Genomic DNA, 26,546 nt, shown 5'->3' on the forward strand with positions numbered 1-26,546 from the left:
ACGAGGGAGACCGAGCCTTGATGTCCCAGGCGCCCGAGCGGCTACAGCGCGGGACCAGCGCGGAGGCGATCGCGCGGCACCTTCGGACCGAGATCGAGTCCGGCACCTTCCGTCACGAGCAGCAGCTCCCCAGCACGCGTGCACTGGCAGCCGAGTGGGACACCAGCGTCGCCACCATCACGCGTGCCATGCAAACGCTCATTGGCGAGGGCCTGGTCGTGTCGCGCGACCGCTCCAGCCGTGTCGTGAACTACCCCGGCGAACAGCGCCAGGCCCGGAGTAAGCAGCAGGCACCGACGATTGTGGTGATCGGTGGTTACGCGGGCTCGGGTAAGACGGAGCTGGGCCGCATCATCGCCCGCCTCACCGGCTGGCCGGTGTTCGATAAAGACAGCGCCACCCGGCCCGTGGTGGAGATGGCGCTCCAGGAGCTCGGGAGCTCACCCAACGACCGCGAGTCCGAGCTCTACCTGACCAAGGTCCGACCGGCGGAGTACGAGGCGCTGCGAACTCTCACCGCCGAGAACGTTGCTTGCGGCAACAGCGCGATCATGACCGCGCCGTTCATCCGCGAGCTGCGCGACCCCTCCTGGACTCGCACCCTTGAAGCGGACGCCGAGACGCTGGAGGCCACGTTGCGCGTGGTGTGGATTCGCTGCGACGACGCCTCGATGCAGACCTACCTCCGCCGACGCGGTGCCGCCCGCGACACCTACAAGCTCGGGCACTGGGACGACTACGTCGCCGGCCTGGACCACGCCTTCACGCCGGCCATCGCGCACGACGTCATCGACAACTCGCTAGACAGTCCGCCGCTACGAGAGCAGGCCGCACAGCTCCTGCGGTCCTGGGACGTCGCGGCATGAGCGATGGAGACGGAGTCGAGGTCGAGGTCGAGCAGGCTCTCGTCGAGCGCGTGCGCGCCCGATTGGAGACCGACGGGGAGGTAATAAGGGGCACCGACAAGTCGCGTCGCCGAGCCACGCTCCATCGGTGCGCGCAACTTGCCGTCGAAGAGCTAACCACGTCACAGCATCCACTCACCTGGGCGACAGCCAGAACTCGTCCGAACGCAAGTACTATAAGAGACGACCCACGTGACGTGCTCATTGGACGCCTTGCTTCGATACTCGGTGTCGCAGACCTCGGTTACCGATCGGCCTCGTACGACGCGTTAGTCAGCGCGGCGCAGCGACTACGCGCACAGACAACGACAGTCCAGCGGGCAGAAACACCGTCGCAGCCGCCCTTTGCTGCGGACTTGGCCGACGTCGCGCTACATCCTGAGGAGCCCAGCTGAAGTTAGAGGGCCGTCAGACAGCTTCCGCCGGGTCCCGTCGAACCGTTGTGAAGGCTTCTCCTATGACAACTATCGTTCGCCTAGACGGAGACGAAGCAGACCTCGTGGTCCTGCGATCGCTCACGTACTCGCGTGACCCGCACGTAGATCGTGATTCCAAGGGATACTACCTATTTTACACCGGGTTCGACGACATATGGCCCACCTACGAGTCGATCTGGCCTGCTGCCGACAGCATCGTGCGACGCCTCAATGGAATAGGTCGTCTCCATAGCTCTTCCTACCGCCCAATCGCGGTAGGTCGTGCTCTCTACAACGACCTGGGAAATGGAACGTCGGTCTTTCGACCTGAGGGCGCTACCAGTCGTAGCTCTGTGTCTCCTTTGGAGCCAAAGGGGCCACACCCCTGGGCAACTCGCGTGGCGGACATGGCCGATTCTGACGCTGAGGTCGCAGAAGCTCTCGCCGTCCTCGGGACCCGAGCAGACGAATTGGACTGGTTCGACCTATACAAGGTATTTGAGATCGTTCGGGACGGCGTCGCAGGCCAATTCAACGCCTCTGAGAAACCGCTGCGCGCGAAGACGTGGCTCGACGAGGACGACCTCGCTCGGTTCCTTGACGCGGCCAACAATCGGGCAACGAGCGGGGACGCTGCGCGACATGCACGCGGAAGGTCAAGACGCCCTCACGCCAACCCGATGCGGCTGCCGGAAGGGGCTGAGTTTGTGAGGAATATGACCTCGGCGTGGATCGACGAGCTAAGTAGCAGAACAATCTAGATGTGAGGCGCCTATAGTGTGCGACCGGTCATTTGCGTGCTTCCACATCGTCACTCTGACGTGCAGCGCTCCGATCGAAACCGCTCGTCGGTGTTGCGCTGCATACTCCGCTCGGGCAGTCTGTGCCGAAGCATGACGTGCTCAGCGATACCAGTCTTTAGCGTCGGATGAAGCTTGAGTGGAGTGGCGGTGGCAAGTACCTATGTCATGCAGGACGAGTCGTCTACTGAGGTGCCCGTCTACACAGCCACTGCGACGCCGCCTTCTGCTGCTGAGATCAAGAGCACCGGGCGCCTCCAGGTCGTTGCAGCAGTTCTACTCGCTCTGCTAGCGGCAGCAGGATTCTGGTCAGCCAGCTCAACACTGATCGACCTCATTGTGTTGGGTGTAATCGCGCTTCTTCTTGTTCCCTTCGGGATTTCCCTGCTCGCCCTCGGTAGGGCAAGGCACAATCGGAGACTGTACCTAGAGACGGTGCAGCGCCTCTTGATGGTCCTTGAGAACCTGAGAGAATCGAGGTCTCCTTTCGCCACCGTGGCGGACGTCGAGGACGTCTTAGCCGGACATCGACCGAGGCGGAGTCGCTATTCGAGAGAGGTCGTGATCTTCACCGAGGAGGCTGACGACAAGAAGGATGATCCATCGCTCGATGACCTCGATATCGAGACAATCTTTCGACATCAACTTGAGTCTTTGGAAGTATTAGCATGCAAGTATCGCGAGCTCCTGGTCAGTAGTGACGACTTCGACACTGCAGAACGAGTTAATCGCGCTATAGAAGATGTCCGAAACCTCGGACGTAAGAAGTGAACAGGTCATGGCGCGACGTTGAACGTGCGATGGCTCGCGACCGGCTCCGTACCGCGGCCTCAGAGGCCGAGACTCGAATAGAAGGCCGCCGGAAAGACGAGGCTCTGTCGATTGCGCGTGCCGCAGTACGCGCAACGATCATCGGCGCGATCATCTCGGCTGTCGTCGGCGCAGGCGCGACTTTGGGTGTTGCACTGCTGAAACCGGACACACAGCCTCAGATAAGCGCGCCTCAGCCGACGACGTGCTTAGTCGTGTCGGAACAGTACCGGCAAAGGGCACTGACCCAGCCCGAACTGATTCGAGCCTTACTAGCTCCGGGACCTGACGGAATCTCTGCTATCGCGGCTGATCCCGACGCGGTCCGGTGCGGTATCAAGGATGACAACGTGCAACTTATGCTCCCGCCGGGGACGTCGAGTGCCGGGCCGGGATCGGGAGGTGGCGCGGCGGACGGTGGTGGAGGAGGCGGCATATAGCCGCAAGTCGGTCGCCTCACCCGCGAGGCGACCAGCGGGTCGACTCCCCAGGGCTCCATTGAGGGCCTACGCGAGCCAAGCGTGTCGCCATGTAGTCGCCTTACCTCCTGCCCATCGCATTGTCATGTTGCACAACTATGCGGGCGCCGCTGTGCGGGACTCATGTCATCTCGCAGGGGTGCCCGACTTTCTCGCATGCTCGTGCGGGTTGTCGATCCAGTGCAGTCTGCGGATGGCCAGCCATGATCGTATTGCGTCGAGGCCGTCGGCTTCGGCTATCGCCAGGAGGTCAGGACCGAGATGGGCACGTGAGACGTAATCCCACGCTTCGGCGCCTAGCTGGAGGCGGGTGTCGGCTTCCAGCTCGTCCGCGGCGATGTCCTCGTCGGTGGCCTCGGTGCCAAGCTCAGCGAGCTTGCGCAGGTTCCGTGCGCCCGTGGACCAGGTGAGCTGACGGCGGCCTTCGCTGGCCTTCTCCCACTCCCACCAGCGCGCCAGCGCCGTCTCTTCGTAAGTGTCGACGGCCTCGGCGAGGAGCTGCATCGGAGGTTGGCCACCGGCTCGCCGACCCTCCTTGCGAGGGAGCCGGTGACCTCATGGGCAATCTTGGTGAAGTAGTCGGCCAGGTCCCCATCGCCGAGCTGCACCCGGCGCAGGTCCCACCCGTGCTCCTCGCTCGCGGCGAAGCCCTTGCGATCCAGCGCCGCGCGCCATCGGGAGAACATGCGAGCCCCGACCGAGCCGGCGACAAGCTCGGCGGAGACCTGCTCGCCGAAGCAGAGCAGCGCGTGGACGTGGACATGCCACCCGTTGTCGCCGTCGGTGACCTCCACGACCCGCGCCCAACCCAGCAGCCCGCCGAACAGCTCCTGATCGGCCTTCCACGCCCCACCGGAGGTGACGCGGGCCCAGGCGTCGGAGAGGACGTCCCAGCAGCCCTTCCGCTGGCGGAGGGCGTGCTCCTCGATGGCGTCGGCTTCGGCCTGGTGCTCGTCGAAATCCCACCGGCTCGCGTTCGCGGCCTCGTAGCTGGCGCGGTTGTCCTCGAGCTGGCGCAGTCGCATGCGCTCGTCCGTGGTGAGCCCAAGCCGGTCGCCGCGGTCGTGGCGCATCGTGAGGGTGAGCAGGAACGCCGAGCCGCCGGCCTCGTCGACCGCGCGCATCACTTTGGACAGCTCGTCGGCGCGGCGGGTGGCGATCTTCGCGGCGCACTGCGGGCAGCACCACACCGACCCGCACGACGCGAGCCCCGAGTAGCCGGCCGTCCTCGTCCCGTCGGTGTTGCTCGTGAGCGCCAGGGTCACCCCGCCCTCGGGGTCGAGCGGGACCCCGCAGTTCCGGACTCGCCGCAGGCCGGTGACCTTGCGCAGCTGTGACCGGCGGACCCATCGGGTCTCGCGTCGGTGCTGGGCCTGCGCCACCCGCTCACTCGGGCTCAGTCGCTCGTTGGCTCCGCGGCGCTGCCTGGTCTTGTGAAGACCTGTTCGCCCATTACCGAGAACCCGCCCGCTCACCGGGCACCACCCACGGTCAGGACCGGTGCTGGCGCGCCGGCGTGGCCCGGCCCTGCCGGGCCACGCCTCCCCGCACCCCCAAAGACTGCGTCGGGGGCGGGGCGGCGGACCCGGGCGGGCCAGGCCACCACGACAGCGACAGCGACGACCAGGACCACGGCAGCGGTAGCCGCGAGCAGGACGAGGCTCGGCCTCCGGCGGCCAGGCGCTCCGCCCTGGACCAAGGCACCGACCTCAGGAGAGCCCCCGACAGCGACGAGCTCGGGACAGAGGTGGTGGTCGGGGCGGGGCCTCACCCACGACGACGCGCACGAGGGCTGCCAGACCGCCCGCACAGCCGCAAGCGCCACCAACCAGCACACGCGCCGGCCATCGACGACAGGGGCGCTTGCACCCGCACGAGCGGTCCGGCAGGGCAGAGCCCGCGCCGCCGAGGGAGAGACCGCGACGTGGCGACTGCCGTGGAGGCCGCAGGCCATGCTCACCTCCACCATGATTAGAATTGGAACGCCTTAGTCGTGGTCATTTCGCTTCAACGTGTGCCCGTACGCAGCGAGATGTGCTCATCTTCGCGCTGCGCGATAGAAGCGGAAGTCCATTTTCTCCAGGGGAGTGACACATGGAAAAGTTTCCATCCCGAGTGACATCCTCGTTCAACTCCAATGATACGGAAAAGATGCAGAAGTACCTCGATTGGCTCCGCGAGACCATCGTTAAGCAAGACGAGGCCCTCAGGCGTGCGACACTGTATTGTTACCTCTCAATTGCTATCTTTGAGCTCCTTGTACTGACTCCCAAGTCTGAGTTGACATTTGGGCCGCTGAAAGTCGCCGATTCCTCGGGCTTGCTCTTCTTCTTTCCGACCGCCGTCGCCTACTTCTGCCTGGAGGTCTTCATGGGCACTGGCGCGTTCGACGACTACAGGGACGCATTCGCTCGCTTACTCGAGAAGTGGCATGCAGGTGTAACGGCCAAGCGTATTGAACAAGGAGCTTTCCCGCCTCAAACGCTCTATTATGGGTCAATGTACGATGCTTTCTCGAGTTCGGCGGTCTCGAGGGAAGAGTCGACCCGAGAGACGCTCAGTGGCGGATTTGGGTTAATTGTCCCACTGCTTGCCCCCTTGGCCTTTCAGGTGCAGGCCTTCATCGTGCTATTTGCTCGTAGCGGGTCTGATAGGCCATTGCTTTGGGCGAACCTCGCCGCCACAGGCTTGCTGTATGTGTTCATCGCGCGGTTTCTATGGTTGGATTTGCGGGAGTAGTGAGGGCGGAGCGTCCAAGCTCGATCACCACCCACGTCGACAGACGTCGGCGCCGGCCCACGTACCGGCTACTACCCGCGAGGACGTGATTAGGCGAGTTGGGAATGGGGTCTCTCGATCTCGTGGACCGCTGAGGTGCTAGCTCAAGATCAATGCAATTTGAGGCGGCACGAGGGATGAGCAGGTCCGAAGCTCCGTGGATAGCCCAGCACGAACCAGCAGGTTAGGCAGGACGCAGGGACCTCAAAGAGGACGAGGTGTGGAGCAGAGGCTCACACACACCGAAGCCGTAGCCGCCGTCCTCGCACGAATGTTCGGTGGACACTGGAGCGTTTAGAGACACTTTGGTCCCACGCGAACGATCAGGACGTGGCGCGAACGCCGTCGTCAGCGACGCAAACCGAGCCTCTGGGCCGTCGCCCGCGGTTGGAGCTGACGTCCCGGCACTGGGGCACGCCTGGGGCACATCGAGGCGGCGACCAGGCGGCACGGGCTGACATCGAGCGGCCCGGGATGACCTGCTCGCGAGGTTTGCCAGCCGCATCCGGCCTGCATGCAGCATGGCTCTTGTCGAGTTTGCAAGGCGGGGGTTGAGGGTTCGATTCCCTTCGTCTCCACCGCTCTTGACCTGCGATGACGCCTAACCGTCGTGATCTTCCGTGTCCGGACGTGACGCGAATCGGGGCGGTTCTCGTCGTCGCTTCCAGCCACACTCGTTGACAGGGTTCACGTCCCGGCTGCCGCTGGGGGTTGCTTGGGCGGCAGGGAGGAGCTCGGGCGAACCGCCGACGAAGGGAACCTCCGCCGATCAGTGCACCGTCTCGACGATCTCGCGGCGAGGGACGCCGACGCGTTCCAGTGCCTGGTAGAACGCGGTGGGGTCGGCCCAGGCGTAGGCGCCGGTGTCGGCGCGGCCGGTGTCGAGGGCGAGCAGCGCGAAGGCCGCGCTGGCCGACCACCGCCGCCGGTGCGAGGAGCGATGCGTCGCCCTGGAGCTCGAGCTGTCGCCCGAGGCCTTCGTCTTCTCTTCGTCGCCGACCGGGCAGAAGCACCTGACGCCGTCGTCGGTCACGCAGCGGTACAGCAAGATGGCTCACCGGCTCGGCATCGACACCCACCTCCATAACCTGCGCCACTACTCGGCGACTGAGCTCATCGCCGGCGGTGTCGACGTCCGCACCGTCGCCCGCCTTGGGCACTGCGGAGGAGCACCCTCCGGGTCTATGCGGCCTGGGTGGCGGAGGCAGACCAGCGCGCCGCACAGGGGCTAGACCGTATGGAGGCCCGGCGCCTCGCTCGTAAGTTGGCGCGGGTCGCCGTCGCACTCGGTGACGGTGCCGCAATTACGGGAGGCGCCGGGTGTTGGCAGAGCGTACGTGGGTGGGTCTGGACGTTCATGCTCGTTCGGTCGTGGGGTGCGCGATCGATGACGAGGCGTGCGAGATCCGCACCCAGCGGGTGGCGCCGCAGACCGCCGCGATCGTGGCCTGGGTTCTCGCGCTGCCGGGGCCGGTGGCGGTGACCTATGAGGCCGGGCCGACCGGTTTCGGACTCGCGCGGGCGTTGGCCGCGGCCGGGGTCCGTTGCGAGGTGGTCGCGCCCTCGAAGCTCGAGCGTCCGGCCGGGGACAAGGTCAAGACCGATCGTCGGGACGCTGAGCGCCTGGCGCGGCTGCTGCGCATCGGGGAACTGCCCGCGGTGCGGGTCCCCAGCGAGGCCGAGGAAGCCGCCCGGGATCTGGTGCGGGCCCGTGAAGACGCGCGGGGAGACCTGATGCGTGCCCGGCATCGGCTCTCCAAGCTGCTGCTGCGCCAGGGCATCGTGTGGGACCGCAGCGCGTGGACCGGCGAGCACACCGACTGGTTGCGCCGCCAGCGCTTCGACCGGCGCGGGGTGCAGCTGGCCTTCGACGAAGCCCTCGATGCGGTGTTCAGCGTGCACGCCCGCCGCGACCGGCTCGACACCGCGATCGAGGAGATGGCCCAGACGACGTCGCTGGCCGGGCCGGTGGGACGGCTGCGCTGCTTGCGCGGGGTCTCCACGCTGACCGCGGTCGGGCTCTGCGTCGAGGTCGCCGACTGGCACCGCTTCACCGGCTCGACCATCGGTTCCTACCTCGGGCTGGTGCCCTCAGAGTTCTCCTCGGGAGCTCGGCGGGTCCAGGGCGGGATCACCAAGACCGGCAACGCGCACGCCCGCCGGTTGCTGGTCGAAGCCGCCTGGCATCACCGTCGCCCGCTGCGCCCCAGCCGGGAACGGGCCCGGCGCGCCGACGGTCAGCCCGCCGCGGTGCGGGCGCGCGCCGAGGCCGGCAACCGCCGCCTACACCAACGCTGGTGCCGTCTCGAGCAGCGCCGCAAGCGCCCGACGGTGTCGGTGGTGGCCGTGGCCCGCGAGCTCGCCGGCTGGTGCTGGAGCCTCGCGGTGCTCGACGAGCACCAGCATCACGCGGCCGCCTGACACGCGGCCGCCCCCACAAGCCCCGGCGGGTGCCGGGTGCGGATGCAGGCAGCGCGAGGAGCGACCCGCGAGTTAGCTATGAGCAGCTCCGCCCGACCCTCATCGAGCAGGGCGACGCTCGCCCCTAGATCCGCGGAACGCTCCCGACGAACACCCGGTCATGCGGTAACCAACCCGCGCATATCAGCCTGACCGCGCGTCGAGCCGGCACGCCTCCACCCCACCCGGCCCCGCCGGACCCACAACGCCCTGACCAGCCACGATGCACCGCATCGAGGGCCCATCACCCCTGCCCACTTGACAGAAGTGCCCTCCATATCAGCTGACCGGCTCCCCGAGCGGCCGATCACGAACGACGTCGACGACGTCGAGCGGGCGAACACGGACCCGCGCTATCCGTTCGAACACACATCGCTGTCCCCATACGAGATCGCATCCTTGGTGGTGAGTGGGCGCCAGGAGCCCAGCTCCCCACCGGCAAGCAGCTCGGCAAGGACTTCACGGTCGCGACCGCAACGGCCCAGCGGGCCTTCACGCTCCTCCAGGATTGGGGGCTCGTCGAGGTCAGCCGCGGACGACGACCTGTCATCCTCGACGCCTGCCTCGAGAAGCCCTCAACGACGCTGGAATGACCTCATCCCTCGCCGCGGGCCGGGACGGAATACATCGTGACGCAGGCCCATGAGAGCGCCGCGACGAGAAGGAAGGCGGCGTAGACGCCCCCGTACCCGATCACGCTCGCGGTGGTGGCGGCGGTGACGGGCGCGACGAGGCTGGCGATGCCCCAGCCGGTGAAGACCAGTCCGTAGGTGGTCCCGAACCTGTCGGCTGGGACGACGTCCGAGGTGGTGGCCGGGGTGAGGGTGGAGAGCGCCCCGTATTGCGTGCCGAGCAGCAGCAAGGCGACCAGGGCGAGAAGTCCGCCCGCGCCGAGAGCCAGCGGGATACAGGCGAGGACGAGGAGCGCGGAGTTGGCGTGGAGCGCGGCGCGTCGGCCGATGCGGTCGTAGAGCGGCCCGGCGATGAGGCGGCCGGCGAAGTTGCCGACGTTGAGCAGGGCGACGGCCAGGGTCACGGCGGTGAGGTCTCCGGCGAGATTGCCGGCCTGGGCGAAGGCGGCGAGGGCGGGAGCGCTGTCGAGATCGAAGGCGAGCCGGAGCGCCACGACCGGCGCGGTCGGTCGGGCGCGTTGGCGCGCGGTGGGTTCCGCGGCGCCGTCATCACCGCCAACTAGACACCGGTCGAGGCCGCGCGAGCTCCGACGTTGTCGCCGTGCCCGGGGTGTCGGGAGCCCACGGGCAGCAACTCGCGCTCGCCGACGAGCCCGTAGGCGCTTGTGAGCTTCCGCTCGGACCTGTCCTGGCCCCCGGCTGCTCCGCGGCCTGCACCTCGGCGACCCCGACGGCGACCCCGACGGCGACCCCGACGGCGACGTCGCCGCCGCGTGGACCGCGCCGGGCAGCACGAGCGCCCGCCGGCGGGGGAGCGAAGTCGCTGCGGCCCGGGTCAGCCAGGAGCTGTGGCCTGTGTCGCCAGTTCGGCTCGGACGGCACACAATCAGGCCAGCGGAACGGGCGGGAGGTGCTCACCAAGAAAGATGAGCTCCACGGCGGGCTACCGAAGAATGTAACGAGTCAGAGCTATAGATGAAGGGGGATCGAGGCACATTGAGCATCGACCCTAACCATGCCAGCGTTGTCGCATTTTACGGCCCCAAGTCTGAACAGCTCGTTCAGCTGGTACAGGGTGTCCAACGTCAGCTGAACCGCCTATTGCCAGACAGGTTCACGGCGCGGGCAATCCAGGAAGTGCATGCAACTATCATCGGCTTGGACCAGCGACCAGCCAAGCAGGTGTCCTTGGACCTTTCAGCCGCTATATCCTATCTCTGCCGTTCACTCGAAAGCGAATGCTTTACCGTAAGGTTCGGCGGCTTCAGGATTGATGACCTCAGGCTCTTGAGTCGAGGGAAGCCAATGGCGGAGCGTAGCATTGTCGTCGGAGGAGGGAAGGTAACTCTTATTGGGTGGCCAATGAAGGCCACGCCTTCCGGGCCGTTGGATGCACCATCTCACGCCCTGGCGCGGGTTCGTTCTAGATGCGAGGAGTTCGGCATTCGTCACAGATATCACGGGTCCGCCAACGACCTGGATCCTGATGTGCATATGGTGATTGGCGACGTCGAAGTCGACGTCGAACCGACGGTCGAGGAAGAGTTGCGGCGGTCACTCACAGTTGGAAGTGGCCCGCTTGCACAACCTACGCTCATAAGGATGGGCGTAGAAGAAGTTGTTTTGGTCGAGTACGCCGATGTTCGCTTACCGCGGCACACCACCAGGTCGTGGCCCTTGAGGGAGGCTTGCTTCGAGATCCGACAGCGCCCGCTCAGCCGTACAAATCAGACAGGGTCGGCAAGGGGGTGACCAAGGTCGCTACCAATGGGGCCGTAGGGCGCGGTGGTGGCTTACTTGTGCAGCCAGGGCGATGATCAATCGATGTTATTTGAGATGGAGGCGGCGGAAGGCACAGCCGGAAGTCGTGGCGCAGTGAAACGTGCTCGATCTCGCCATCCGTCTGCGGCCAGGACGGCAGGGTTCGCTTTAACAGGCCCTGGGGTCCCGTACCCAAGTCGGACCGGGCGTGCTCTCCACGGCGACGCCCGGTCCGGCGGGTGACCTCATCGACCCCGCCGGAGTCGCACCGGCACGGGGATGAACAGGATCGGCATCGCGAACACGCTGAGGTCGATGCTCGGGTCGCCGCCCCACATCGCGAACAGATAGTGGGCCGCGAGGATCAGGCCGACCCTGAGCCCGATCCGGAGGCCGAGAGACACGGCACCCGACCTCCGACGAGCAGTTGCACCCGTCCGACGGCCGCGCACCATGACAGTCCCGAGGGCTAGTGCGGCGAAGGCGACGAGCACGCCGACGAGTATTCCGCGGCGGAGAGTCCGCCGCCTGTCGCTCGCTTCGTAAGCGTTCGTCGACGAGTGACTCCCACCGCCACGGTGCGCCCGCCCCCGGCTTGCACCTGGGGACGTTGCCACTGAGATCGTCTCGACGATGAACGCGGTGATCCGGGTTGCTCGACCAAGCGCACCCGGGCCGCCGGTCATCGATGGGCGCTGACTCTCTGGTGTCGTTGTCATGACCCGAAGTCAACGGGCGATCCGCTCGACGGACGACCCACCCAACACGTATCGACCACACACGCCCATGGCTCCTGTCGCGAGACCCCGACCTGCAGCGATGATCGAATCGCATCATCGACACGTGTCGTCGGCTGGATCTGCGTATGCCAGGGATGAATACTTGCCCGCACCGGGCCCGCAGACGGGCGGGCCTGGCACCGCCTGGGGGTGGGCGGCGGGCCGCACAGCATCGTGGTCCACCGTGGCGCGGCTCGACGAGCAGGGGATTACTAGGCGTGGACCCGGTCACCGAGTGGACGGGGCGTCTCGCACACGCCTTGCGGCGCGCGATGCGCATGAGCAATCCGACCTTCGCCGAGAAGCTCGGCGTCCACGCCCGGACGGTCGACATGTGGCGAGCGAACTCCGAACGGCGTCCGAACCCGGAGATTCAGCAGGCCCTCGACACCATGCTCGAGCGAGCGGACGAGACCAGCAGGAAGCGGTTCGAGCTCATCGCGGGAGCAGAGAGTCCGACGGCGACACCGCCCGTCGAGTCCCTGCCGGACGAGCCGCCGCAGAACGCCACCGTGTCCGGGCCGGTCCCTACCCACCCCACGATCAGCCCAGGCGCGGGTTCCGACTTCCTGGATTGGCTCCGGATCTCCCGTACGGTGAGCGCTCCCCCGGACGGGTCCGACCTCGGAGAGATCCTTAAATGGCACCGGAAGCGCCAGGATCTCACACAGAAAGAGGCCGCCGAATTCCTCAACACTCATCAATCCACGCTCTCCCGCATCGAGAACGGCACTCAACAACTCACCGATGTCAACGAACTCCGGCACTTCGCCAGGGCGCTGGGTATTCCCCCGTCGCAGCTCGGAGTTCTGATGGATCGTTCTGGTGATGCGATTCCCGACCCCACTCACGTCAGCCACTTACCGGGCCCGGTCAAGGACAGCCAGGACCACTGGCGCCTGGTCCGCCGAGAGCTCAACGCGAACCGCGCTCTCCTCGGCCACATGGCCGCTGATCTCTACTCGAGCGACAACATCCTGGCCGGGACCGCTGTCCTCGCCGGGCGAGGATGGGTCCCGCCCAGCCCGGTGATGATTGACGAGATCACCATGACCTGGTCTGACATCGCGCCACCGCCCTCGATCACCGGAGGTTCGCCCGAGACGGCGCGAACGCTACCGCTCGCCGCCGATGGTCAGGTCTACAGCCGGTACTCCCGCGCGCTACGTGACCTCGCAAAGCCGAGACTCTTGGACAACAGGGTCAGTTATCGTCTCATCGATGTCGGGCAGTGGGCGCGACCCTCGCTTGAATTCACCTACACCAGCTACTTCGAGACCCTCGATGTCGGTGAGCCTCTGGGACACGAGTTCGCCCAAGCGTGGATGGACGCTGGTCGAGGCATGCCGCGAATGGCCGATCTTCCGCTACGGCAAAGTATCAGCGACCCCTTCGACCTTTGGGCTCGTCCGATGCTCCCAAGCATCAATACGCTGACGATTCGCAGGGATCCGGTCGGCGGACATCGGTTCTACATGCATCTCCGAGACTCCAGTTCGGTGGCCAGTGGTGGCGGGATTCTCCACGTCAGCCCGGCAGGCGCCTTCCAGCCCGCTGCGATCGCGCCGGTCCACCAGCGCAACGACTTCTCCCTGTGGCGCAACATGCAACGCGAGTACGCGGAAGAATTCCTCGGCCAGGCGGAACACGACGGGAACAGTACCGATCCAATTCACTACGAGACCGACGAGCCGTTTGCCTCTTTCGAGCGGGCTCGACTCTCAGGTGATTTCAGGGTCTACGTCTGCGCCGTCGTACTCGAACCTCTCACGCTCTGGGTGGAGCTGATCACGATCGCCGTTATCTCCGCACCGGCGTTCGACGAGCTCTTCGGCGACATGGTCCTGGTGAACGACGAGGGGGCATTCGCCAGCGCCGAGGAGCGTCCGACGAGCGGCATCCCGTTCACCGCCGACAGCATGAAACGCCTCGAGACCGCCCAACTCTCGCCCATCGCTCGCGCCTGCATTTACCAAGCATGGTCTCGCCGCCACGAACTGTTGAGCGCATGAAGGTGCTCGTGACGGGATCCACGGGGTTCGTCGGTCATGCCGTCGCCGCAGAGATGGTCGACCGAGGCCATCAAGTCGTCGGAGTTACGCGCACCATCGAATCCGCACTCCCGCCGGGGGTCGCTCGATTCCGTGGGGACATCTCGAGGGTGGAGGACCTTACCGAGGCCCTTAGCGGCGTCGACGCCGTCTGTCATCTGGCCGCCCGCACGCGTGCACGAGAGTCAATTAGCGACCCGCTTGGTTTCTGGACCACCAACGTGGGAGGCACGCTCACCCTGCTCAGAGCCATGCTCACGGTGGGGACGACTCGTCTCGTACTCGCGTCCACGTGCGCGGTCTACGGTCAGGCCGACCACCAGCCCCTCGACGAGTCGGCCCCCGAGGTTCCCGCGAATCCGTACGGCGAGAGCAAGCTCGCCGCAGACCGTTCGGTTCTTGACGTCGCCGCGACCGGTGCGATCGGCGCGGTGATTCTGCGGCCGTGCAATGCCGCTGGTGCCTCCCACGGGAGAACTGACCACGACACGTCGAGACTGATACCAGGCGTCGTCGCCGCCTTAAGGAGTCCGTCCGCCGAGGTGGTCATCGACGGCGACGGCGACTCGATTCGCGATTTCGTTCATGTCGCCGACGTCGCGGATGCCTTCGCATTGTCGCTGGATTCGTGCTCGCCGGGGACCGTGCGGACCTACAACATCGGCAGTGAGCGCAAGACGAGCGTGTTAGACGTCATCGAGGTGGCCGAACGAGCGTCGGGCAACGTGATACGCCGGCGACACGGCCCGGAGGCTCCTGGGCCGCGGGAACTGCGGGCGGACAGCAGCCGGATCCGGGCCGAGCTAGGCTGGCGGCCTCGGCGGTCCAGCTTGGAGAGGATCCTTGGTGACGTGCTCGACGCAGACCGCCGCGCGGCCCGAGACCGCGCCCTATGACGACGACTGCGGTGGTCCTCTGCGGAGGACTCGGGAGTCGGCTGCACCCGCTGACGGAGTCGCTGCCGAAGTCGTTGCTGCCCATTGGAAGGACCACGATGCTCGATCTGGTCATCCGGGGCCTCGCGCGGTCCGGAGTCGTCGAGATAGTGCTTTGCGCGGGCTACGGTGCCGCCTCGATCGCGGCGCACCTGCGCACGGGGGCGGCCCGCGCCGACGCCCACGGCAGTGCATTCACCTACTCCTGCGCGGGGTGGGAGTGCCGTGTAACCGTCATCGACACGGGACTAGACGTCGCGACGGGTGAACGCCTGTATCGAATCCGGGACCGGGTCGGGACCTCGGACCTGGTCGTCGCCTACGCCGACCTAGTGGCCGACGTCGACGTCGTGTCCCTACTGGCCGAGCATCGGCGGTCGAACGCTCAGGCGACCGTTACCGTCGCCCGAGCGCGGTCCCCCTTCGGACACGTCGACATTGATGACGCTGGCCGGGTGCGCTCGCTGCGGGAGAAGCCGCTGTTGGCCGAGTGGATCAACATCGGATACATGGTGCTGAACGGGCATGTGTTGCAGGGCCTCAACAGTCGGTCAGGCCCTCTGGAGCACGACGTCCTGCCGCGGATGGCAGCGACCCACGAGTTGCGCGCCCACCGACACCAAGGACCCTTCGAGTCGATCGACACCCCGGCGGACCACCGACGCGTGGATTCGTTGTTGCGGGGTTCCCCGCCCCCCTGGTTGAGGAGGATCGAGACGGGGTGTTCGCGCTGATTCTCCTTCACACCGGTGAGGCGGTAAATCCTCTTCCGACAGGCGGGGCATCGAGCTGGCGAACGCGATCTTCGAGTACCTCGAGTTCTGGCACAACCGACGCCGCCGACACAGCGCTCTGGGCTGGCGACCACCGATAGAGTTCGAGAACCAGAACAAGATTGTCGTGGCCTGAAGCTTCCAGTCGGCCGACTCCGCGCAGCCCGGGGCGCACCCCAAGGTCTCCGGACACGCCGGGGCGGTTCAACGTCTTCCTCGTGCTCTGGCTTGTACTGCTTCGAGTGTACGACTACTTCAACTAGCTCCTAGGTGGGGAGGATGACCTAGAGTGGATATTCGCGAGTGGATTCTTGGAGTATCCAAGCTCAATACGACAACGGCGTCCTACCGTGGCACTAGCGGGCCGGGGAGCGTGCGCGAGGCGGCAACGGCTTCGGCCTCCTGCCCGTACGTTCCCTGCGGCCACGCCCGCAACCCTTGCCCAAGTACAGGGAAGGCGGGCGCGCGGCCAGACTCGCGCTACTCTTCCTCGCAGCACCACGAGTGAGAGGGGCGCAAAGTGTCGAGCCTCGGCGATTTAGGGATTAACCTTCTCGCGGCGGCGTTAGCAGCAGTTGCGGGCTGGGCGCTGACGCGCCTACGGAAACAGCGAGTCCTCGGCCGCCGAAGGCAATTCTTCGGGGTTAGTAGCTCCCGGACCGCGCTCATATCGGTGCCTCGTCACGCTGCATCGCCCATGTCTGACAGTGTTCACAGACTCGACGTGGCTGCGATGGTAGAGATTGCAACAATCTTGCGGGAATCTGGAGCTCAGACCGAGTTGCTTTGTGCAGGGGGACGAATCGCAGTTTCGTGACTTGCTTGGCGACAAGACTGAGTTCGTCATCGGCGGGCCAGACGCCAATACTAGGATGGAGGCCCACTTGCGCACGTTTCTTCCGGGGCTGACTTTTGACAAATATGACAAGTCTAACCCCGCTCTCACAATTCGCGTCAAGGGTCAAGAGTTCGCTCGCCGGCCTGGCGTAAGTGATTACGTCGTCTTGGCGAGAATCCCTACAGGTCACAATCCTGTTTTCCTTATCTGTGGCCAAACGGCGTTGGGTAATGGGGGCGCGGCCAGATTCCTTACAAGTACGACCAACTTCGCGGACGCTTTGGAGGCGCGGACCCGTTCTGTCTGGTCCTCAAGATCGAGAATTCACAGGACTACGGGGATCGACTCATTAGCGAGGTCGGCGACTTCTCGAATTCGGCGTTCAAGGATTCGCGCAAGGTAAACGTCATCGACGATCGCCTTACCGCCGGCCAAGACGGTCCTTAGGTCTCAAGGTTGAACGAGGAACTCGCCTTGCTTGGTAAACCATGTACCGCAGACAGAGGTCCAAAATCTTCCGTGGCGGCATGCAGTCCGAACGCTCTTGGTCCGGCTCGTGGTGCGAACCAGCGGCTACCAACGGCTCGTGGTGCGGCCCCAGAACACGCCTCCGACCGCGAAGATGCTGGAACACGCTGTAGGGCCCGGGTGCGGTGATCTTCGAATCCGCTTGCTGCCGCGAAGCACCTCGATATCGACGGCTTGGTGGGCTCGCGGGCGCTGGCGTAACCCCGGCTTGGTGACCGCAGTCGACGGGGTGACCTATGAGATCGACCTCGCCAAGGACAACGCTGAAGCGCTGCGCGAGGTCTTCGCGCCCTACATCGCTGCCGCTCGCCGCACCGGCGGTCGCGCTCGCTCCGGCACGGGCAGCCGAGGCCGCTCCTCGGCCTCGAGCGGTGCCGTGGCGAACGCCGCGGGCCGCGGTCGCGAAGCGATGAAGGCCATCCGTGACTGGGCCAAGAGCAGCGGCTGGGCGGTCAGTGATCGCGGGCGCCTGCCGAGCAACGTCGTTGAGGCCTACGACGCCGCCCACAAGTAGCAGCTAACCGCAACGCCGGCGCCCCCCGGCTCATGGAAGCGGCGGCGAGATGCTCAGTTTGCCCCTGAGCGTCGCCGGCCGCCCCCGGCGTCGTGACACGGCTCGTGACACGAAACGTGGCGTATCGATGTTGCCCAGGAGCACGGTGTGTCGCTGTTCGAGGACGTCGTTGCTGGTAGAGGTCCTTGTCAACGCGGTCTGCCGTCTTTGCAAGGCGGGGGTTGAGGGTTCGATTCCCTTCGTCTCCACCGTGTCTGACCTGCAGTAACGCGCCTAGCGGCGGCCGTCCGTGTCCGGACGTGGCACGAAATCAAGGCGGTGCTCGTCAGCTCTGTACCTTCCGCGACACCCTCCGAGCGTGGGGTGCTCCATGGGCTCCGGCGCCCGGCACCTGCCACGGCCTGGCGTCCAGCCGAACCGATGGCGCGGCGCACCTGCCCTGTCGCGGTCGACGCGGTAGGCGCCGGTGCGACGAGCGACGTGAGTGGTGGTGGCGGCCGTCATGGCGCTGCGTTCTCCTCCGAGCGGAGCAGGGCCTCGCGGGCTCGCGGGTCCTCAGCCGATGACGTCGAGGGACGCGGAGACGATGGCGTCGGCGTCGATGCCGTGGAGCGCGTAGGCGGCCGGGAGGTCGGACGACTGGCCGAAACCGGTCACCCCGAGGTGAGTCGCCCGGGCCCGGTGCACGCCGGCGAGGAAGGCGAGCGTGTGGGGGTGGCCGTCGAGGACGGTGACCAGCGGCGCGGCACGGTCGGTGGGGAAGACGGCGTCGAGGATCCAGGTGGGGTCGCCGGTGGGCGCCGAGCGGGCCCGCAGGGCCCGGAAGAGCAGGTCGGGGCTGGTGACCACGACGACGTCGGCGTCAACGCCCTGGTCGGCGAGGCGGTCGGCGGCCGCGAGGGTCTCGGGGACCAGCGGGCCCATCGTGGCCAGGGTGACGGCGGGGCGCCCGGCGCTGCGCCGTAGTCCGTAGGCGCCGGCGACCACCTGGCGGCGGCGGCGTTCCCGCGCGGCGGTGTCGGTGGGCACCGCGGCGAGGGACTGGTCGACCGGCGCGGTGGAGAGGCGCAGGTAGGTCGAGCTCCCATCGGGGCGGCCGAGACGGCCCAGGCCGTCGAGCAGGCACCAGGTGACCTCGATGCCGAAGGCGGGCTCGAAGGTCACGCAGCCGGGCTGCTCGAGCCCGATCGACGGGGTGGTGATCGACTGGTGGGCGCCGCCCTCGGGCGAGAGGGAGACACCGGACGGCGTGCCGACGAGGATCGACTGCCCGCCTGCGTACATCCCGAACGCCCAGGGCTCGAGGGCGCGGGCGACGAACGGGTCGTAGAGCACCCCGATGGGCAGCAGTGGCTCGCCCCACCGTGACCAGGTGGCGCCGAGCTCGCCGAGCAGGCCGACGAGGTTGGTCTCGGCGATGCCCAGCTCGATGTGCTGGCCGCTGGGCCGTTCACGCCAGTGCAGGATCGTCTCCGCGTCGTCGGCGAACCAGTTGGTGCGTTCGTGCGCCGACCATGAGCCGACCTTGTTGAGCCAGCCGCCGAGGTTGGTCGAGGAGGCGACGTCGGGGCTGACGGTGACGACGCGGCGGGCGGCGTCGGGTGCGGAGCGGGTGAGGTCGAGCAGCGCGCGGCCCAGCGCCTGCTGAGTGTTGCCGGTGCCGGTGGGGGCGCGGCCGGCGTCGACGGGGACGTCGGTGGTCTGGCGGTCGGGGTGTCCGTTGCGGCGCAGTCGTCGCGCGGCCGCGGCGCAGAGGGCCGCCGCCGGGCTGTCGGCGGGAAGCGGCGCCCACGGGTCGTCGAGGTCGGTGCCGAGGTCGGTGGCCAGGGCCCGCATCTGGGCTTCGTTCAGCAGACTGGAGTGGTTCTGCGGGTGGCCCTGGGTCGCGAGCCCGTAGCCCTTCACCGTGTAGGCGAAGACCACCGTCGGGCGGGTGTCGTCGATGTGGGCGTAGGCGTCGAGCAGCGCGCCGAGGTCGTGCCCGCCGAGGTTGCGGATCGCGGCGTGCACGGCGTCGTCGTCGACCTCGCCGAGCAGCGCAGCGATCGCGTCACGGTCGGGTCCGTCGCCGGGCAGGCGTTCGCGCAGCTGGGCCGGCGTGCAGCGCAGCAGCCGCTGGTACTCGGGGTTGGTCATCTCGTCGATGCGCCGACGCAGCGCGTCCCCGCCGGGGCGGGAGAAGAGCTCGGAGAGCACGCGGCCGTACTTCACCGAGATGACCTGCCAGCCGGCCGCGGTGAACAGGCCGGTGAGCCGCGTAGCGGAGATGTCGGGGACGACCCGGTCGAGGCTCTGGCGGTTGAAGTCGACGACCCAGCAGACCTCGCCGAGCTCGCGGACCATCGGGTCGAGCACGGCCTCCCAGACCGCGCCCTCGTCGAGCTCGGCGTCGCCGACCAGCGAGAACTGGCGACCGGTCCCGACCCGTCCCCCTGACACGCCGTCGGCGTAGCGGCGCGCGATGGCACCCCAGATGGGGGCGGTCGCGCCGATGCCGACCGAGCCGGTGGAGTAGTCGACGGGGTCGGGGTCCTTCGACCGCGACGGGTAGGACTGCAGCCCGCCCTTGTCCCGCAGGGTGGTCAGGTACGAGGCGTCGAGCTCGCCGAGCAGGTGGTTGATCGCGTGCAGCACCGGCGAGGCGTGCGGCTTGACCGAGACGCGGTCCTCGGGGCCCAGTTCGGCGAACCACAGCGCCGTCATGATCGAGACGATCGACGCCGAGGACGCCTGGTGCCCGCCGACCTTGAGCCCACCGGGGTTGGGCCGCACGCGGTTGGCGTGGTCGACGATCGCCGTGGCCAGCCAGAGCACCCGGTCCTCGACCGAGCGCAGGGTGTCGAGGTCGACCCCCGTGTGCGATTCGCTGGGTGTCGGCAGGGGCGGCGCGGTCGTCATCGTCGGTCGTCCTCTCGTCGGGCGTGCACGTCCCGCCCGGCGTCCCGGACGGGCGGACGTGCGATCGGCGGTGTCGGCTCAGGAGGCCTGGGCGACGGGAGAGGGGTCCATGAAGATCAGGTACTCGCTGACCTTGGCGTCGCGGACCTTCGTGCGGGTCACGGCGGGCAGGGTGAACTCCGCGCCGTTCTGCATGGTGTAGGTGACCTCGACGCGCACGGCGGCGACGTCGCCGTCGACGAACTCCTCGAGGATGACGTGGCGCATGCCGGCCACGGCGCCGAGGTAGTTCGCGACCCAGGCCTGGATGTTCTCGCGCCCGACCACGGACTCGGCGTTGCCCATCCGGAACCGGCAGTCGTCCGTGAAGGCCGCGAAGAACGCGGCGATGTCGGTGTCGGCGGCCTTGAGCAGGTCGCGGGTGACGTCGATGGCCGAGGGCTGGGTGGCAGTCATGCGTCCTCCAGGGGTGGTGCCACGGTCGGAGCGCCTGCCTTTGACGTGCTGTTGTCGTCCGCGGAGGGCGAGCTGCAGATCAGGGGCCGGGACCGTGCTGGAGCCCGTCGGGCTCGGTGGCGGGAGCCACACTAAACAGTGCTATCTGTTATAACAAGAGTCGCTGAGGACGTGCCGGTAGCGGGCGCCCGTGGTGCGTCCGACGGCGAGAGAGCTGCTTAAAATCGCGGGTTGTTATAACGCATATCGTCGTCGTACTGTGGCTCGCACCACCTCAGGTGCCGTCTACGGCCCGAGGTCAGAGCCCGGCATCGGCGGGGCTCCCCGCTCAGCTCATCTGCGATCAAGGGAGATCGGGCATGGCCGATCTGGACGTTCCTGTGCTCATCGTCGGCGGCGGAGGTTGTGGCCTGTCGGCCTCGATCTTCTTGTCGAACCTGGGTGTGGAGCACCTGCTGGTCGAGCGTCACGAGACGACGTCGCACCTGCCCAAGGCGCACTACATCAACCAGCGCACGATGGAGGTGTTCCGCCAGCACGGCGTCGCGGACGCGATCTACGAGGTGGGCGCGCCCATCGAGAAGTTCGGCAAGGTCCGGTGGCGCACCTCGCTGGGCGGCGACGGCGAGCTCGACCAGCGCAGCATCCACGAGATGGACGCCTTCGGCGGCGGGAGCCTGCGCCCGACCTACGAGGCCGACAGCCCGTGCCTGGCGAGCAACTACCCGCAGCTGCGCCTCGAGCCGCTGCTGCGTCGCCAGGCCGAGGCCCGCGCACCGGAGTCGATCCGCTACCACCACGACGTGATCGACTGGGAGCAGACCGACACCGGGGTGGTGGCCACGGTCCACGACCGGACCGCCGACACCCGCTACACCGTGGCCGCGCGCTACGTGATCGCCGCCGACGGCGGCCGGAGCTTCGGCCCGGCCCTGGGCGTGGAGATGACCGGCCCGACGGGCATGGTCGACATGGTCAGCACCCACTTCAGCGCGGACCTCTCGCCCTACTGGGACGACGAGTCGCTGATCACCTGGTTCCTCAACCCCGAGGGGGAGAACAGCTGGGGCGCCGGTGCGATGGTGCAGATGGGGCCCACGTGGGGCCGCAAGTCCGAGGAGTGGGTGGTCCACTTCGCGTTCCGCCCGGACGACCCCGAGCGGTTCAACGAGGAAGCGATCGTGCCGCGCCTGCGTGAGCTGCTGCGCCTGCCCGACGTGGACATGACGGTGCACAAGGTCAGCCACTGGATCCTCGACCGCATCGTCGCCCAGCAGTGGCGCTTCGGGGACATCTTCCTGGCCGGCGACGCCGCGCACCGCCAGCCGCCGACCACGGGGCTGGGCCTGAACACCGGCATCCAGGACGTCCACAACCTGGCGTGGAAGCTGGCCGCGGTCCTGTCGGGGAAGGCCGACGACCGGCTGCTGGACACTTACGAGGCCGAGCGCAAGGCCGTGAGCACCCACGGCGCGGACTGGGCGCTGCTGGCGTTCATGAACCACACCGTGATCGACGCCGGGATCGGTCTGACCCCCGGCGCGCCGGTCGAGATGAACACCGCGGCATTCCACGCCTTGTTCTCCGAGGGCCTGATGGGCGAGGCGCTGCGCGCCCGCGCCGCGGTCTGCATCGGCACCCAGGCCTGGGAGTTCCAGGCCCACGACGTCGAGATCGGGTTCAACTACCCCGAGGGCGCCCTGGTGCCCGACGGGAGCGAGCCCGCCCCGCGCGACCCCAGCGGCCGCGTGTACACCCCGACCACCCGCCCCGGGCACCGCCTGCCCCACGCCTGGCTCGCCCGCGGCGCCGACCGCCTCTCCACCCACGACCTGCTCGACGCCTCCGGCGGGTTCGTGCTGCTCACCGGCACCGACGCCTCGGGCTGGAAGGCCGCGGCCGCCGCGGCGAGCGAGAAGTTCGGGGTCACCGTCACGCCGGTCGCCGTGGGCGCCGACGGCGACTGCACCGACCCCGAGGACACCTGGAACCGCCTGCGCCAGGTCGGCGCCGACGGAGCGATCCTCGTGCGCCCCGACCACCACGTCGCCTACCGGGCCGAGCACGCCCCCGTCGACCCCACCGACGCGCTCAACCAGGCCCTCGCCTCGGTGCTCGCCCGCTGACTGATCGGAGAGAAGCGATGAACACCCCTATCCAGCCCGAGTTGCCGCGCAAGCCGCGCCCGGTCGTCCCGCCCAAGCTGCACCACGCCACGTTCCTCACACTCAAGCTCGACGAGATGGTGCGCTGGTACGAGCTCGTCGCCGGCCTGACCCCGGTGCACTACAGCGACAGCGCGGCGTGGCTGACAAACGACGAGGCCAACCACCGGATCGCGCTGGTCGCCCACCCGGCGATCAAACGGGCGGTCGACAAGCCGATCAGCGCCGGGCTGCACCACACCGCGTTCGAGTACCGCAACTTCGACCAGTGGCTGGACAACTACGTGCGCCTGCGCGAGGCCGGGATCGTCCCGTTCATGAGCCTGGACCACGGCATCACCATGTCGCTCTACTACGCCGACCCCGAGGGCAACGGCGTGGAGATCCAGGTCGACGCGTTCGGCGACTGGGAGGCCTCCAAGGAGTGGATGTGGGCCTCGCGGGAGTTCGCCGAGAACCCGATCGGCAGCTTCTTCGACCCCGACAAGCTCGTCGAGGCCCGCGAGCAGGGCGTCTCGGCCGAGGAGATCCACCAGAACGCCCGGGCGGGCAAGTACCTGCCGGAGAACCCGCCCGCGGACATCCTGCTGCCCGAGGCGTACTGAGCGATGGACTCCCCGGAATCGACATCGGCGACGGCTCCGGCCGGCGCGCTGCTGTGGACCCCGTCCGCGCAGCGCGCCGGGTCGAGCGCCATGGCGAGGTTCGCCGCCGCGGCCGCGGACCTGGCCGGTGGCGATCTCGACGACTACGAGGCGCTGTGGGGATGGTCGGTGGACCACCCCGAGCAGTTCTGGCCGCTGCTGGCCGAGTTCTTCGGTGTCCGCGCCAGCGGTTCCTGGACCCCGATGCGCGACCGGGACGACTTCTCCGGCGCCGGCTGGTTCCCGCAGGTCACCCTCAACTACGCCGAGCAGGCCCTGGCTCCACTCGGCGCGGGTCCGGACGACGAGCCGCCGGCCCTGGTCGTGCTGCACGAAGGCACCGACCCGGTGGAGGTGTCGCGCGCCGAGCTGCGGGGGCAGGTCGGCGCGCTGGCCGCACAGCTGCGGGCATGGGGCGTGCGACCGGGGGACCGCGTCGCGGCCTACCTGCCCAACGGCGCCGAGGCCGTCGTCGGGCTGCTGGCCAGCGCCGCGGTCGGGGCGATCTGGGCGTGCTGCGCGCCGGATTACGGCGTCGACGCCGTGGTCGACCGGCTCGCCCAGATCGAACCCGCCGTGCTCCTGGCGACCACCGGCTACCGCTTCGCCGGCGAGTGGGTGGAGCGCACCGAGCAGACCGGCACGATCGCGTCCCGGCTGCCCTCGGTCCGCCACCTCGTCCTGGCCGACGGAGAGCACGGCGACGCTCCGGTCGTGACGGTGCCGTCCGCCGAGGTGCACGCCTGGCGGGAGGTCGTGGCCGAGCCGGTGGCGCCGGTGTTCGAGCCGGTCGCGTTCGACGCCCCGCTGTGGGTGCTCTACTCCTCGGGCACCACCGGGCTGCCCAAGGGGATCGTGCACTCCCACGGCGGGATCGTGCTCGAGCACCTCAAGTGGCTGGGCCTGCACGACGACGTCGGGCCCGGGGACCGGTTCTTCTGGTTCACCTCCACCGCGTGGATGGTGTGGAACGCCGCCGCCGGCGCCCTGCTCACCGGGGCCACGATGGTCACCTACGACGGCAGCCCCACCTGGCCGGACAAGGACGTCCTCTGGGACGCGGTCGCGCGCACCCGGACCACCCACTTCGGCACCAGCGCCGGTTTTCTGACCGCCTGCCAGCGCGCCGGGCTCGCGCCCGGCGCCCGCCACGACCTCGCCGCCCTGCGCTGCGTGATGTCGTCGGGCTCGCCGCTGCCGGTGCCCGCCTGGTCCTGGGTCTACGAGGACGTCAAGCCGGACGTGTGGCTCGACGCCCCCAGCGGCGGCACCGACGTCTGCACCCCCTACGTCGGTGGCAACCCGCTGCGCCCGGTGCGTGCCGGGCACATGCAGTCCCGGTTCCTGGGCACCCGCGTCGAGGCCTGGCGCGACGACGCCACCCCGGTGGTCGACGAGGTCGGCGAGCTCGTGGTCACCGCGCCGATGCCGACGATGCCGGTCCGGCTGTGGAACGACACCGACGGCTCCCGCTACGCCGAGACCTACTTCTCCACCTTCCCCGGCGTCTGGCGCCACGGCGACTGGCTGACCCTCACCGCGCAGGGCAGCGCGGTGGTGCACGGCCGCTCGGACTCCACGATCAACCGCCACGGGGTCCGCCTGGGCAGCGCCGACATCTACACCGCCGTGGAGACGATCCCCGAGATCGCCGACGCCCTGGTCATCGGTGCCGAGCTCGACGCCGGCCGGTACTGGATGCCGCTGTTCGTCACCCTCGCCCCGGGCGCGGTCCTCGACGACGCGCTGCGCGACCGCGTCGCCGCGACCATCCGCGACCGCTGCTCACCGCGGCACGTCCCCGACGAGATCCTCGAGGTGCCCGCCATCCCGCACACCCTGACCGGCAAGCGCCTCGAGGTGCCCGTCAAGCGGCTGATCCAGGGCTTCGACCCGGGCAAGGCCGTCAACACCGGCGTCGTCGACCGCCCCGACGTCCTCGAGGTGTTCACCGAGCTCGGCCGGCAGCGCCGCGCGGCCGCCGCACCCCGCCAGACCGCGGGGGTGGCCCGATGAGGCTCCTCGTCCTGGGCGCCACCGGCCGGCTCGGCCCGCACGTCGTGCGCGCCCTGCTCGCCGACGGACAGCAGACCCGCACTTTGTCCCGCGCTCCCGAACGAGCACGCACCGTGCTGCCCGCCGGCGCCGATCTCGTCACCACCGACATCACCGACGACGCCGACACCACCCTCGACCGCGAGCTCGAGGCCGCCGACGCCGCGCTGCTGCTCACCCCGCACGGCCCGGACATGGCCGCGGTGCAGAACGCGGTCATCGACCGCGCCGTCAAGGCCGGCACCCGCGTGGTGAAGGTGTCGGGCACCAGCGCCGGCATCGGACCCACGGGCCCCGACGCCTGCCGCCAGCACCACGAGTCCGAGCAGTACCTCGCGGACTCGGGACTCGCGTGGTCGGTGATCCGCCCCAACGGCTTCATGCAGACCCTCATCGCCGCCATGGCCCGCACCACGCGCGAGAAGGGCATCATCGCCAACCCGCTGGGCAGCGCCGGGATCAGCCTCGTCGACTGCGCCGACGTCGGGCGCGCCGCCGCCGCCGTGCTCACCGACCCGGCGACGGACGGCCGGCACTGGGTGCTCACCGGGCCGTCCGCCCCGACCTACGCCGAGATCGCCGCCACGATCCGCGCCGAGACCGGCGCCGACCCGACCCTGGTCGAGGTGACCCCCGAGCAGGCCGGGCAGGCCGCGCGCGCCGGGGGCGCCACCGAGTGGGAGGCCCACCACCTCGCCGAGATGCTCGCGATGTTCCGAACCGGCGCCTCCGAGTACGTCACCGACGACGTCGCCGAGCTCACCGGCACCGCCCCACGCTCGGTCACCGACTTCGTCCGCGACCACCGCGACCTGTTCACCGGCTGAGCACGCCGACACCACCGGCAGGCACCCGCCTGCTCCTGAAAG

General features: G+C 68.0%; 20 protein-coding genes, 1 tRNA gene and 1 pseudogene. 16 read left to right on the forward strand and 6 right to left on the reverse strand.

Annotation, left to right across the window (positions count from 1 at the left end):
* Positions 1 to 20 precede the first annotated feature (20 nt).
* Positions 21 to 866, forward strand: coding sequence for a GntR family transcriptional regulator (locus ACQPX6_RS00335; RefSeq protein WP_433784659.1), 846 nt, complete (start codon positions 21 to 23; stop codon positions 864 to 866).
* Between the two features lie 1,423 nt (positions 867 to 2,289).
* Positions 2,290 to 2,892, forward strand: coding sequence for a hypothetical protein (locus ACQPX6_RS00340; RefSeq protein ID WP_433784660.1), 603 nt, complete (start codon positions 2,290 to 2,292; stop codon positions 2,890 to 2,892).
* 814 nt (positions 2,893 to 3,706) lie between these two features.
* Here ACQPX6_RS00340 and ACQPX6_RS00345 read toward each other — a convergent pair.
* Positions 3,707 to 4,792, reverse strand: a complete 1,086-nt coding sequence (locus ACQPX6_RS00345) for a hypothetical protein (protein ID WP_433784661.1) — start codon at positions 4,790 to 4,792, stop codon at positions 3,707 to 3,709.
* A gap of 769 nt (positions 4,793 to 5,561) precedes the next feature.
* Between ACQPX6_RS00345 and ACQPX6_RS00350 the strand changes: the two genes are divergently transcribed.
* Positions 5,562 to 6,149, forward strand: a complete 588-nt coding sequence (locus ACQPX6_RS00350) for a hypothetical protein (RefSeq protein ID WP_433784662.1) — start codon at positions 5,562 to 5,564, stop codon at positions 6,147 to 6,149.
* Positions 6,150 to 6,957: 808 nt separating this feature from the next.
* On the opposite strand, the gene ACQPX6_RS00355 is transcribed toward ACQPX6_RS00350, so the two are convergent.
* Positions 6,958 to 7,221, reverse strand: coding sequence for a hypothetical protein (locus ACQPX6_RS00355; RefSeq protein WP_433788423.1), 264 nt, complete (start codon positions 7,219 to 7,221; stop codon positions 6,958 to 6,960).
* On the opposite strand from ACQPX6_RS00355, the gene ACQPX6_RS00360 reads away from it, so the two are divergent.
* From ACQPX6_RS00360 to ACQPX6_RS00370, 3 genes are all read left to right on the forward strand, one after another.
* A complete protein-coding gene (locus ACQPX6_RS00360; protein WP_433788411.1) occupies positions 7,202 to 7,420 on the forward strand; it encodes a tyrosine-type recombinase/integrase in 219 nt (72 codons plus the stop codon). The two genes, ACQPX6_RS00355 and ACQPX6_RS00360, sit on opposite strands and share 20 nt — an antisense overlap.
* Positions 7,421 to 7,529: 109 nt before the next feature.
* Positions 7,530 to 8,609, forward strand: a complete 1,080-nt coding sequence (locus tag ACQPX6_RS00365; protein WP_433781620.1) for an IS110 family transposase — start codon at positions 7,530 to 7,532, stop codon at positions 8,607 to 8,609.
* Between the two features lie 410 nt (positions 8,610 to 9,019).
* Positions 9,020 to 9,241 (forward strand): GntR family transcriptional regulator, encoded by a 222-nt coding sequence (locus ACQPX6_RS00370; RefSeq protein WP_433788412.1) that lies wholly within the window; start codon positions 9,020 to 9,022, stop codon positions 9,239 to 9,241.
* Positions 9,242 to 9,243: 2 nt separating this feature from the next.
* Here ACQPX6_RS00370 and ACQPX6_RS00375 read toward each other — a convergent pair whose 3' ends face one another.
* On the reverse strand, positions 9,244 to 9,774 hold the full coding sequence (locus ACQPX6_RS00375; RefSeq protein WP_433784663.1) for an MFS transporter: 531 nt from the start codon (positions 9,772 to 9,774) through the stop codon (positions 9,244 to 9,246).
* Between the two features lie 1,512 nt (positions 9,775 to 11,286).
* On the reverse strand, positions 11,287 to 11,445 hold the full coding sequence (locus tag ACQPX6_RS00380; protein WP_433784665.1) for a hypothetical protein: 159 nt from the start codon (positions 11,443 to 11,445) through the stop codon (positions 11,287 to 11,289).
* Positions 11,446 to 12,038: 593 nt separating this feature from the next.
* Here ACQPX6_RS00380 and ACQPX6_RS00385 point away from each other — a divergent pair.
* From ACQPX6_RS00385 to ACQPX6_RS00410, 6 genes and pseudogenes are all read left to right on the forward strand, one after another.
* Entirely contained in the window at positions 12,039 to 13,832 is a 1,794-nt protein-coding gene (locus ACQPX6_RS00385; protein WP_433784666.1) for a helix-turn-helix domain-containing protein, read from the forward strand.
* Positions 13,829 to 14,767 carry an NAD-dependent epimerase/dehydratase family protein gene (locus ACQPX6_RS00390; RefSeq protein WP_433784668.1) on the forward strand — a complete coding sequence of 313 codons (939 nt, stop codon included), beginning with the start codon at positions 13,829 to 13,831 and terminating at the stop codon, positions 14,765 to 14,767. Before ACQPX6_RS00385 ends, ACQPX6_RS00390 begins: the two co-directional genes overlap by 4 nt.
* Positions 14,764 to 15,540 (forward strand): nucleotidyltransferase family protein, encoded by a 777-nt coding sequence (locus tag ACQPX6_RS00395; protein ID WP_433784669.1) that lies wholly within the window; start codon positions 14,764 to 14,766, stop codon positions 15,538 to 15,540. Before ACQPX6_RS00390 ends, ACQPX6_RS00395 begins: the two co-directional genes overlap by 4 nt.
* Positions 15,541 to 15,589: 49 nt before the next feature.
* Positions 15,590 to 15,715: pseudogene (locus tag ACQPX6_RS00400) on the forward strand (IS3 family transposase); the annotation flags it as partial.
* A 1,441-nt stretch (positions 15,716 to 17,156) separates the two neighbouring features.
* On the forward strand, positions 17,157 to 17,459 hold the full coding sequence (locus tag ACQPX6_RS00405; RefSeq protein WP_433784670.1) for a histone-like nucleoid-structuring protein Lsr2: 303 nt from the start codon (positions 17,157 to 17,159) through the stop codon (positions 17,457 to 17,459).
* 159 nt (positions 17,460 to 17,618) lie between these two features.
* Positions 17,619 to 17,707: transfer RNA gene (locus tag ACQPX6_RS00410), tRNA-Ala, on the forward strand.
* Positions 17,708 to 18,014: 307 nt separating this feature from the next.
* Here the strand turns inward: ACQPX6_RS00410 and ACQPX6_RS00415 are convergent.
* Both ACQPX6_RS00415 and ACQPX6_RS00420 read right to left on the reverse strand, forming a co-directional pair.
* Positions 18,015 to 20,357: a transketolase-like TK C-terminal-containing protein gene (locus ACQPX6_RS00415; RefSeq protein ID WP_433784672.1), complete on the reverse strand. Its 2,343-nt coding sequence runs from the start codon at positions 20,355 to 20,357 to the stop codon at positions 18,015 to 18,017.
* A gap of 78 nt (positions 20,358 to 20,435) precedes the next feature.
* The gene (locus ACQPX6_RS00420; protein WP_433784673.1) at positions 20,436 to 20,813 is read right to left on the reverse strand and encodes a nuclear transport factor 2 family protein; all 378 of its coding nucleotides are present in this window, start codon (positions 20,811 to 20,813) and stop codon (positions 20,436 to 20,438) included.
* Between the two features lie 359 nt (positions 20,814 to 21,172).
* Between ACQPX6_RS00420 and ACQPX6_RS00425 the strand changes: the two genes are divergently transcribed.
* Genes ACQPX6_RS00425 through ACQPX6_RS00440 form a run of 4 tightly spaced genes read left to right on the forward strand, consistent with a single transcriptional unit; the run spans position 21,173 to position 26,504 of the window.
* A complete protein-coding gene (locus ACQPX6_RS00425) occupies positions 21,173 to 22,939 on the forward strand; it encodes an FAD-dependent monooxygenase (protein WP_433784675.1) in 1,767 nt (588 codons plus the stop codon).
* Between the two features lie 17 nt (positions 22,940 to 22,956).
* Complete coding sequence (locus tag ACQPX6_RS00430; RefSeq protein ID WP_433784677.1) at positions 22,957 to 23,583, forward strand: VOC family protein; 627 nt, start codon at positions 22,957 to 22,959, stop codon at positions 23,581 to 23,583.
* 3 nt (positions 23,584 to 23,586) lie between these two features.
* Complete coding sequence (locus ACQPX6_RS00435) at positions 23,587 to 25,638, forward strand: acetoacetate--CoA ligase (RefSeq protein WP_433784679.1); 2,052 nt, start codon at positions 23,587 to 23,589, stop codon at positions 25,636 to 25,638.
* Positions 25,635 to 26,504: an NAD(P)H-binding protein gene (locus ACQPX6_RS00440; RefSeq protein ID WP_433784680.1), complete on the forward strand. Its 870-nt coding sequence runs from the start codon at positions 25,635 to 25,637 to the stop codon at positions 26,502 to 26,504. The genes ACQPX6_RS00435 and ACQPX6_RS00440 overlap by 4 nt, the downstream gene beginning before the upstream one ends.
* Positions 26,505 to 26,546: the final 42 nt, after the last annotated feature.

Source organism: Actinomycetospora sp. CA-101289, from assembly GCF_050955895.1.
Lineage (GTDB): Bacteria > Actinomycetota > Actinomycetes > Mycobacteriales > Pseudonocardiaceae > Actinomycetospora.

What these genes read in the sequence shown, in the direction of transcription:
- ACQPX6_RS00415 (WP_433784672.1), bottom strand. Translation starts at nt 20,357, where the DNA reads ATGACGACCGCGCCGCCCCTGCCGACACCCAGCGAATCGCACACGGGG.
- ACQPX6_RS00390 (WP_433784668.1), top strand. Translation starts at nt 13,829, where the DNA reads ATGAAGGTGCTCGTGACGGGATCCACGGGGTTCGTCGGTCATGCCGTC.
- ACQPX6_RS00440 (WP_433784680.1), top strand. Translation starts at nt 25,635, where the DNA reads ATGAGGCTCCTCGTCCTGGGCGCCACCGGCCGGCTCGGCCCGCACGTC.
- ACQPX6_RS00395 (WP_433784669.1), top strand. Translation starts at nt 14,764, where the DNA reads ATGACGACGACTGCGGTGGTCCTCTGCGGAGGACTCGGGAGTCGGCTG.
- ACQPX6_RS00340 (WP_433784660.1), top strand. Translation starts at nt 2,290, where the DNA reads ATGCAGGACGAGTCGTCTACTGAGGTGCCCGTCTACACAGCCACTGCG.
- ACQPX6_RS00335 (WP_433784659.1), top strand. Translation starts at nt 21, where the DNA reads ATGTCCCAGGCGCCCGAGCGGCTACAGCGCGGGACCAGCGCGGAGGCG.
- ACQPX6_RS00420 (WP_433784673.1), bottom strand. Translation starts at nt 20,813, where the DNA reads ATGACTGCCACCCAGCCCTCGGCCATCGACGTCACCCGCGACCTGCTC.
- ACQPX6_RS00430 (WP_433784677.1), top strand. Translation starts at nt 22,957, where the DNA reads ATGAACACCCCTATCCAGCCCGAGTTGCCGCGCAAGCCGCGCCCGGTC.
- ACQPX6_RS00435 (WP_433784679.1), top strand. Translation starts at nt 23,587, where the DNA reads ATGGACTCCCCGGAATCGACATCGGCGACGGCTCCGGCCGGCGCGCTG.
- ACQPX6_RS00425 (WP_433784675.1), top strand. Translation starts at nt 21,173, where the DNA reads ATGGCCGATCTGGACGTTCCTGTGCTCATCGTCGGCGGCGGAGGTTGT.
- ACQPX6_RS00350 (WP_433784662.1), top strand. Translation starts at nt 5,562, where the DNA reads ATGCAGAAGTACCTCGATTGGCTCCGCGAGACCATCGTTAAGCAAGAC.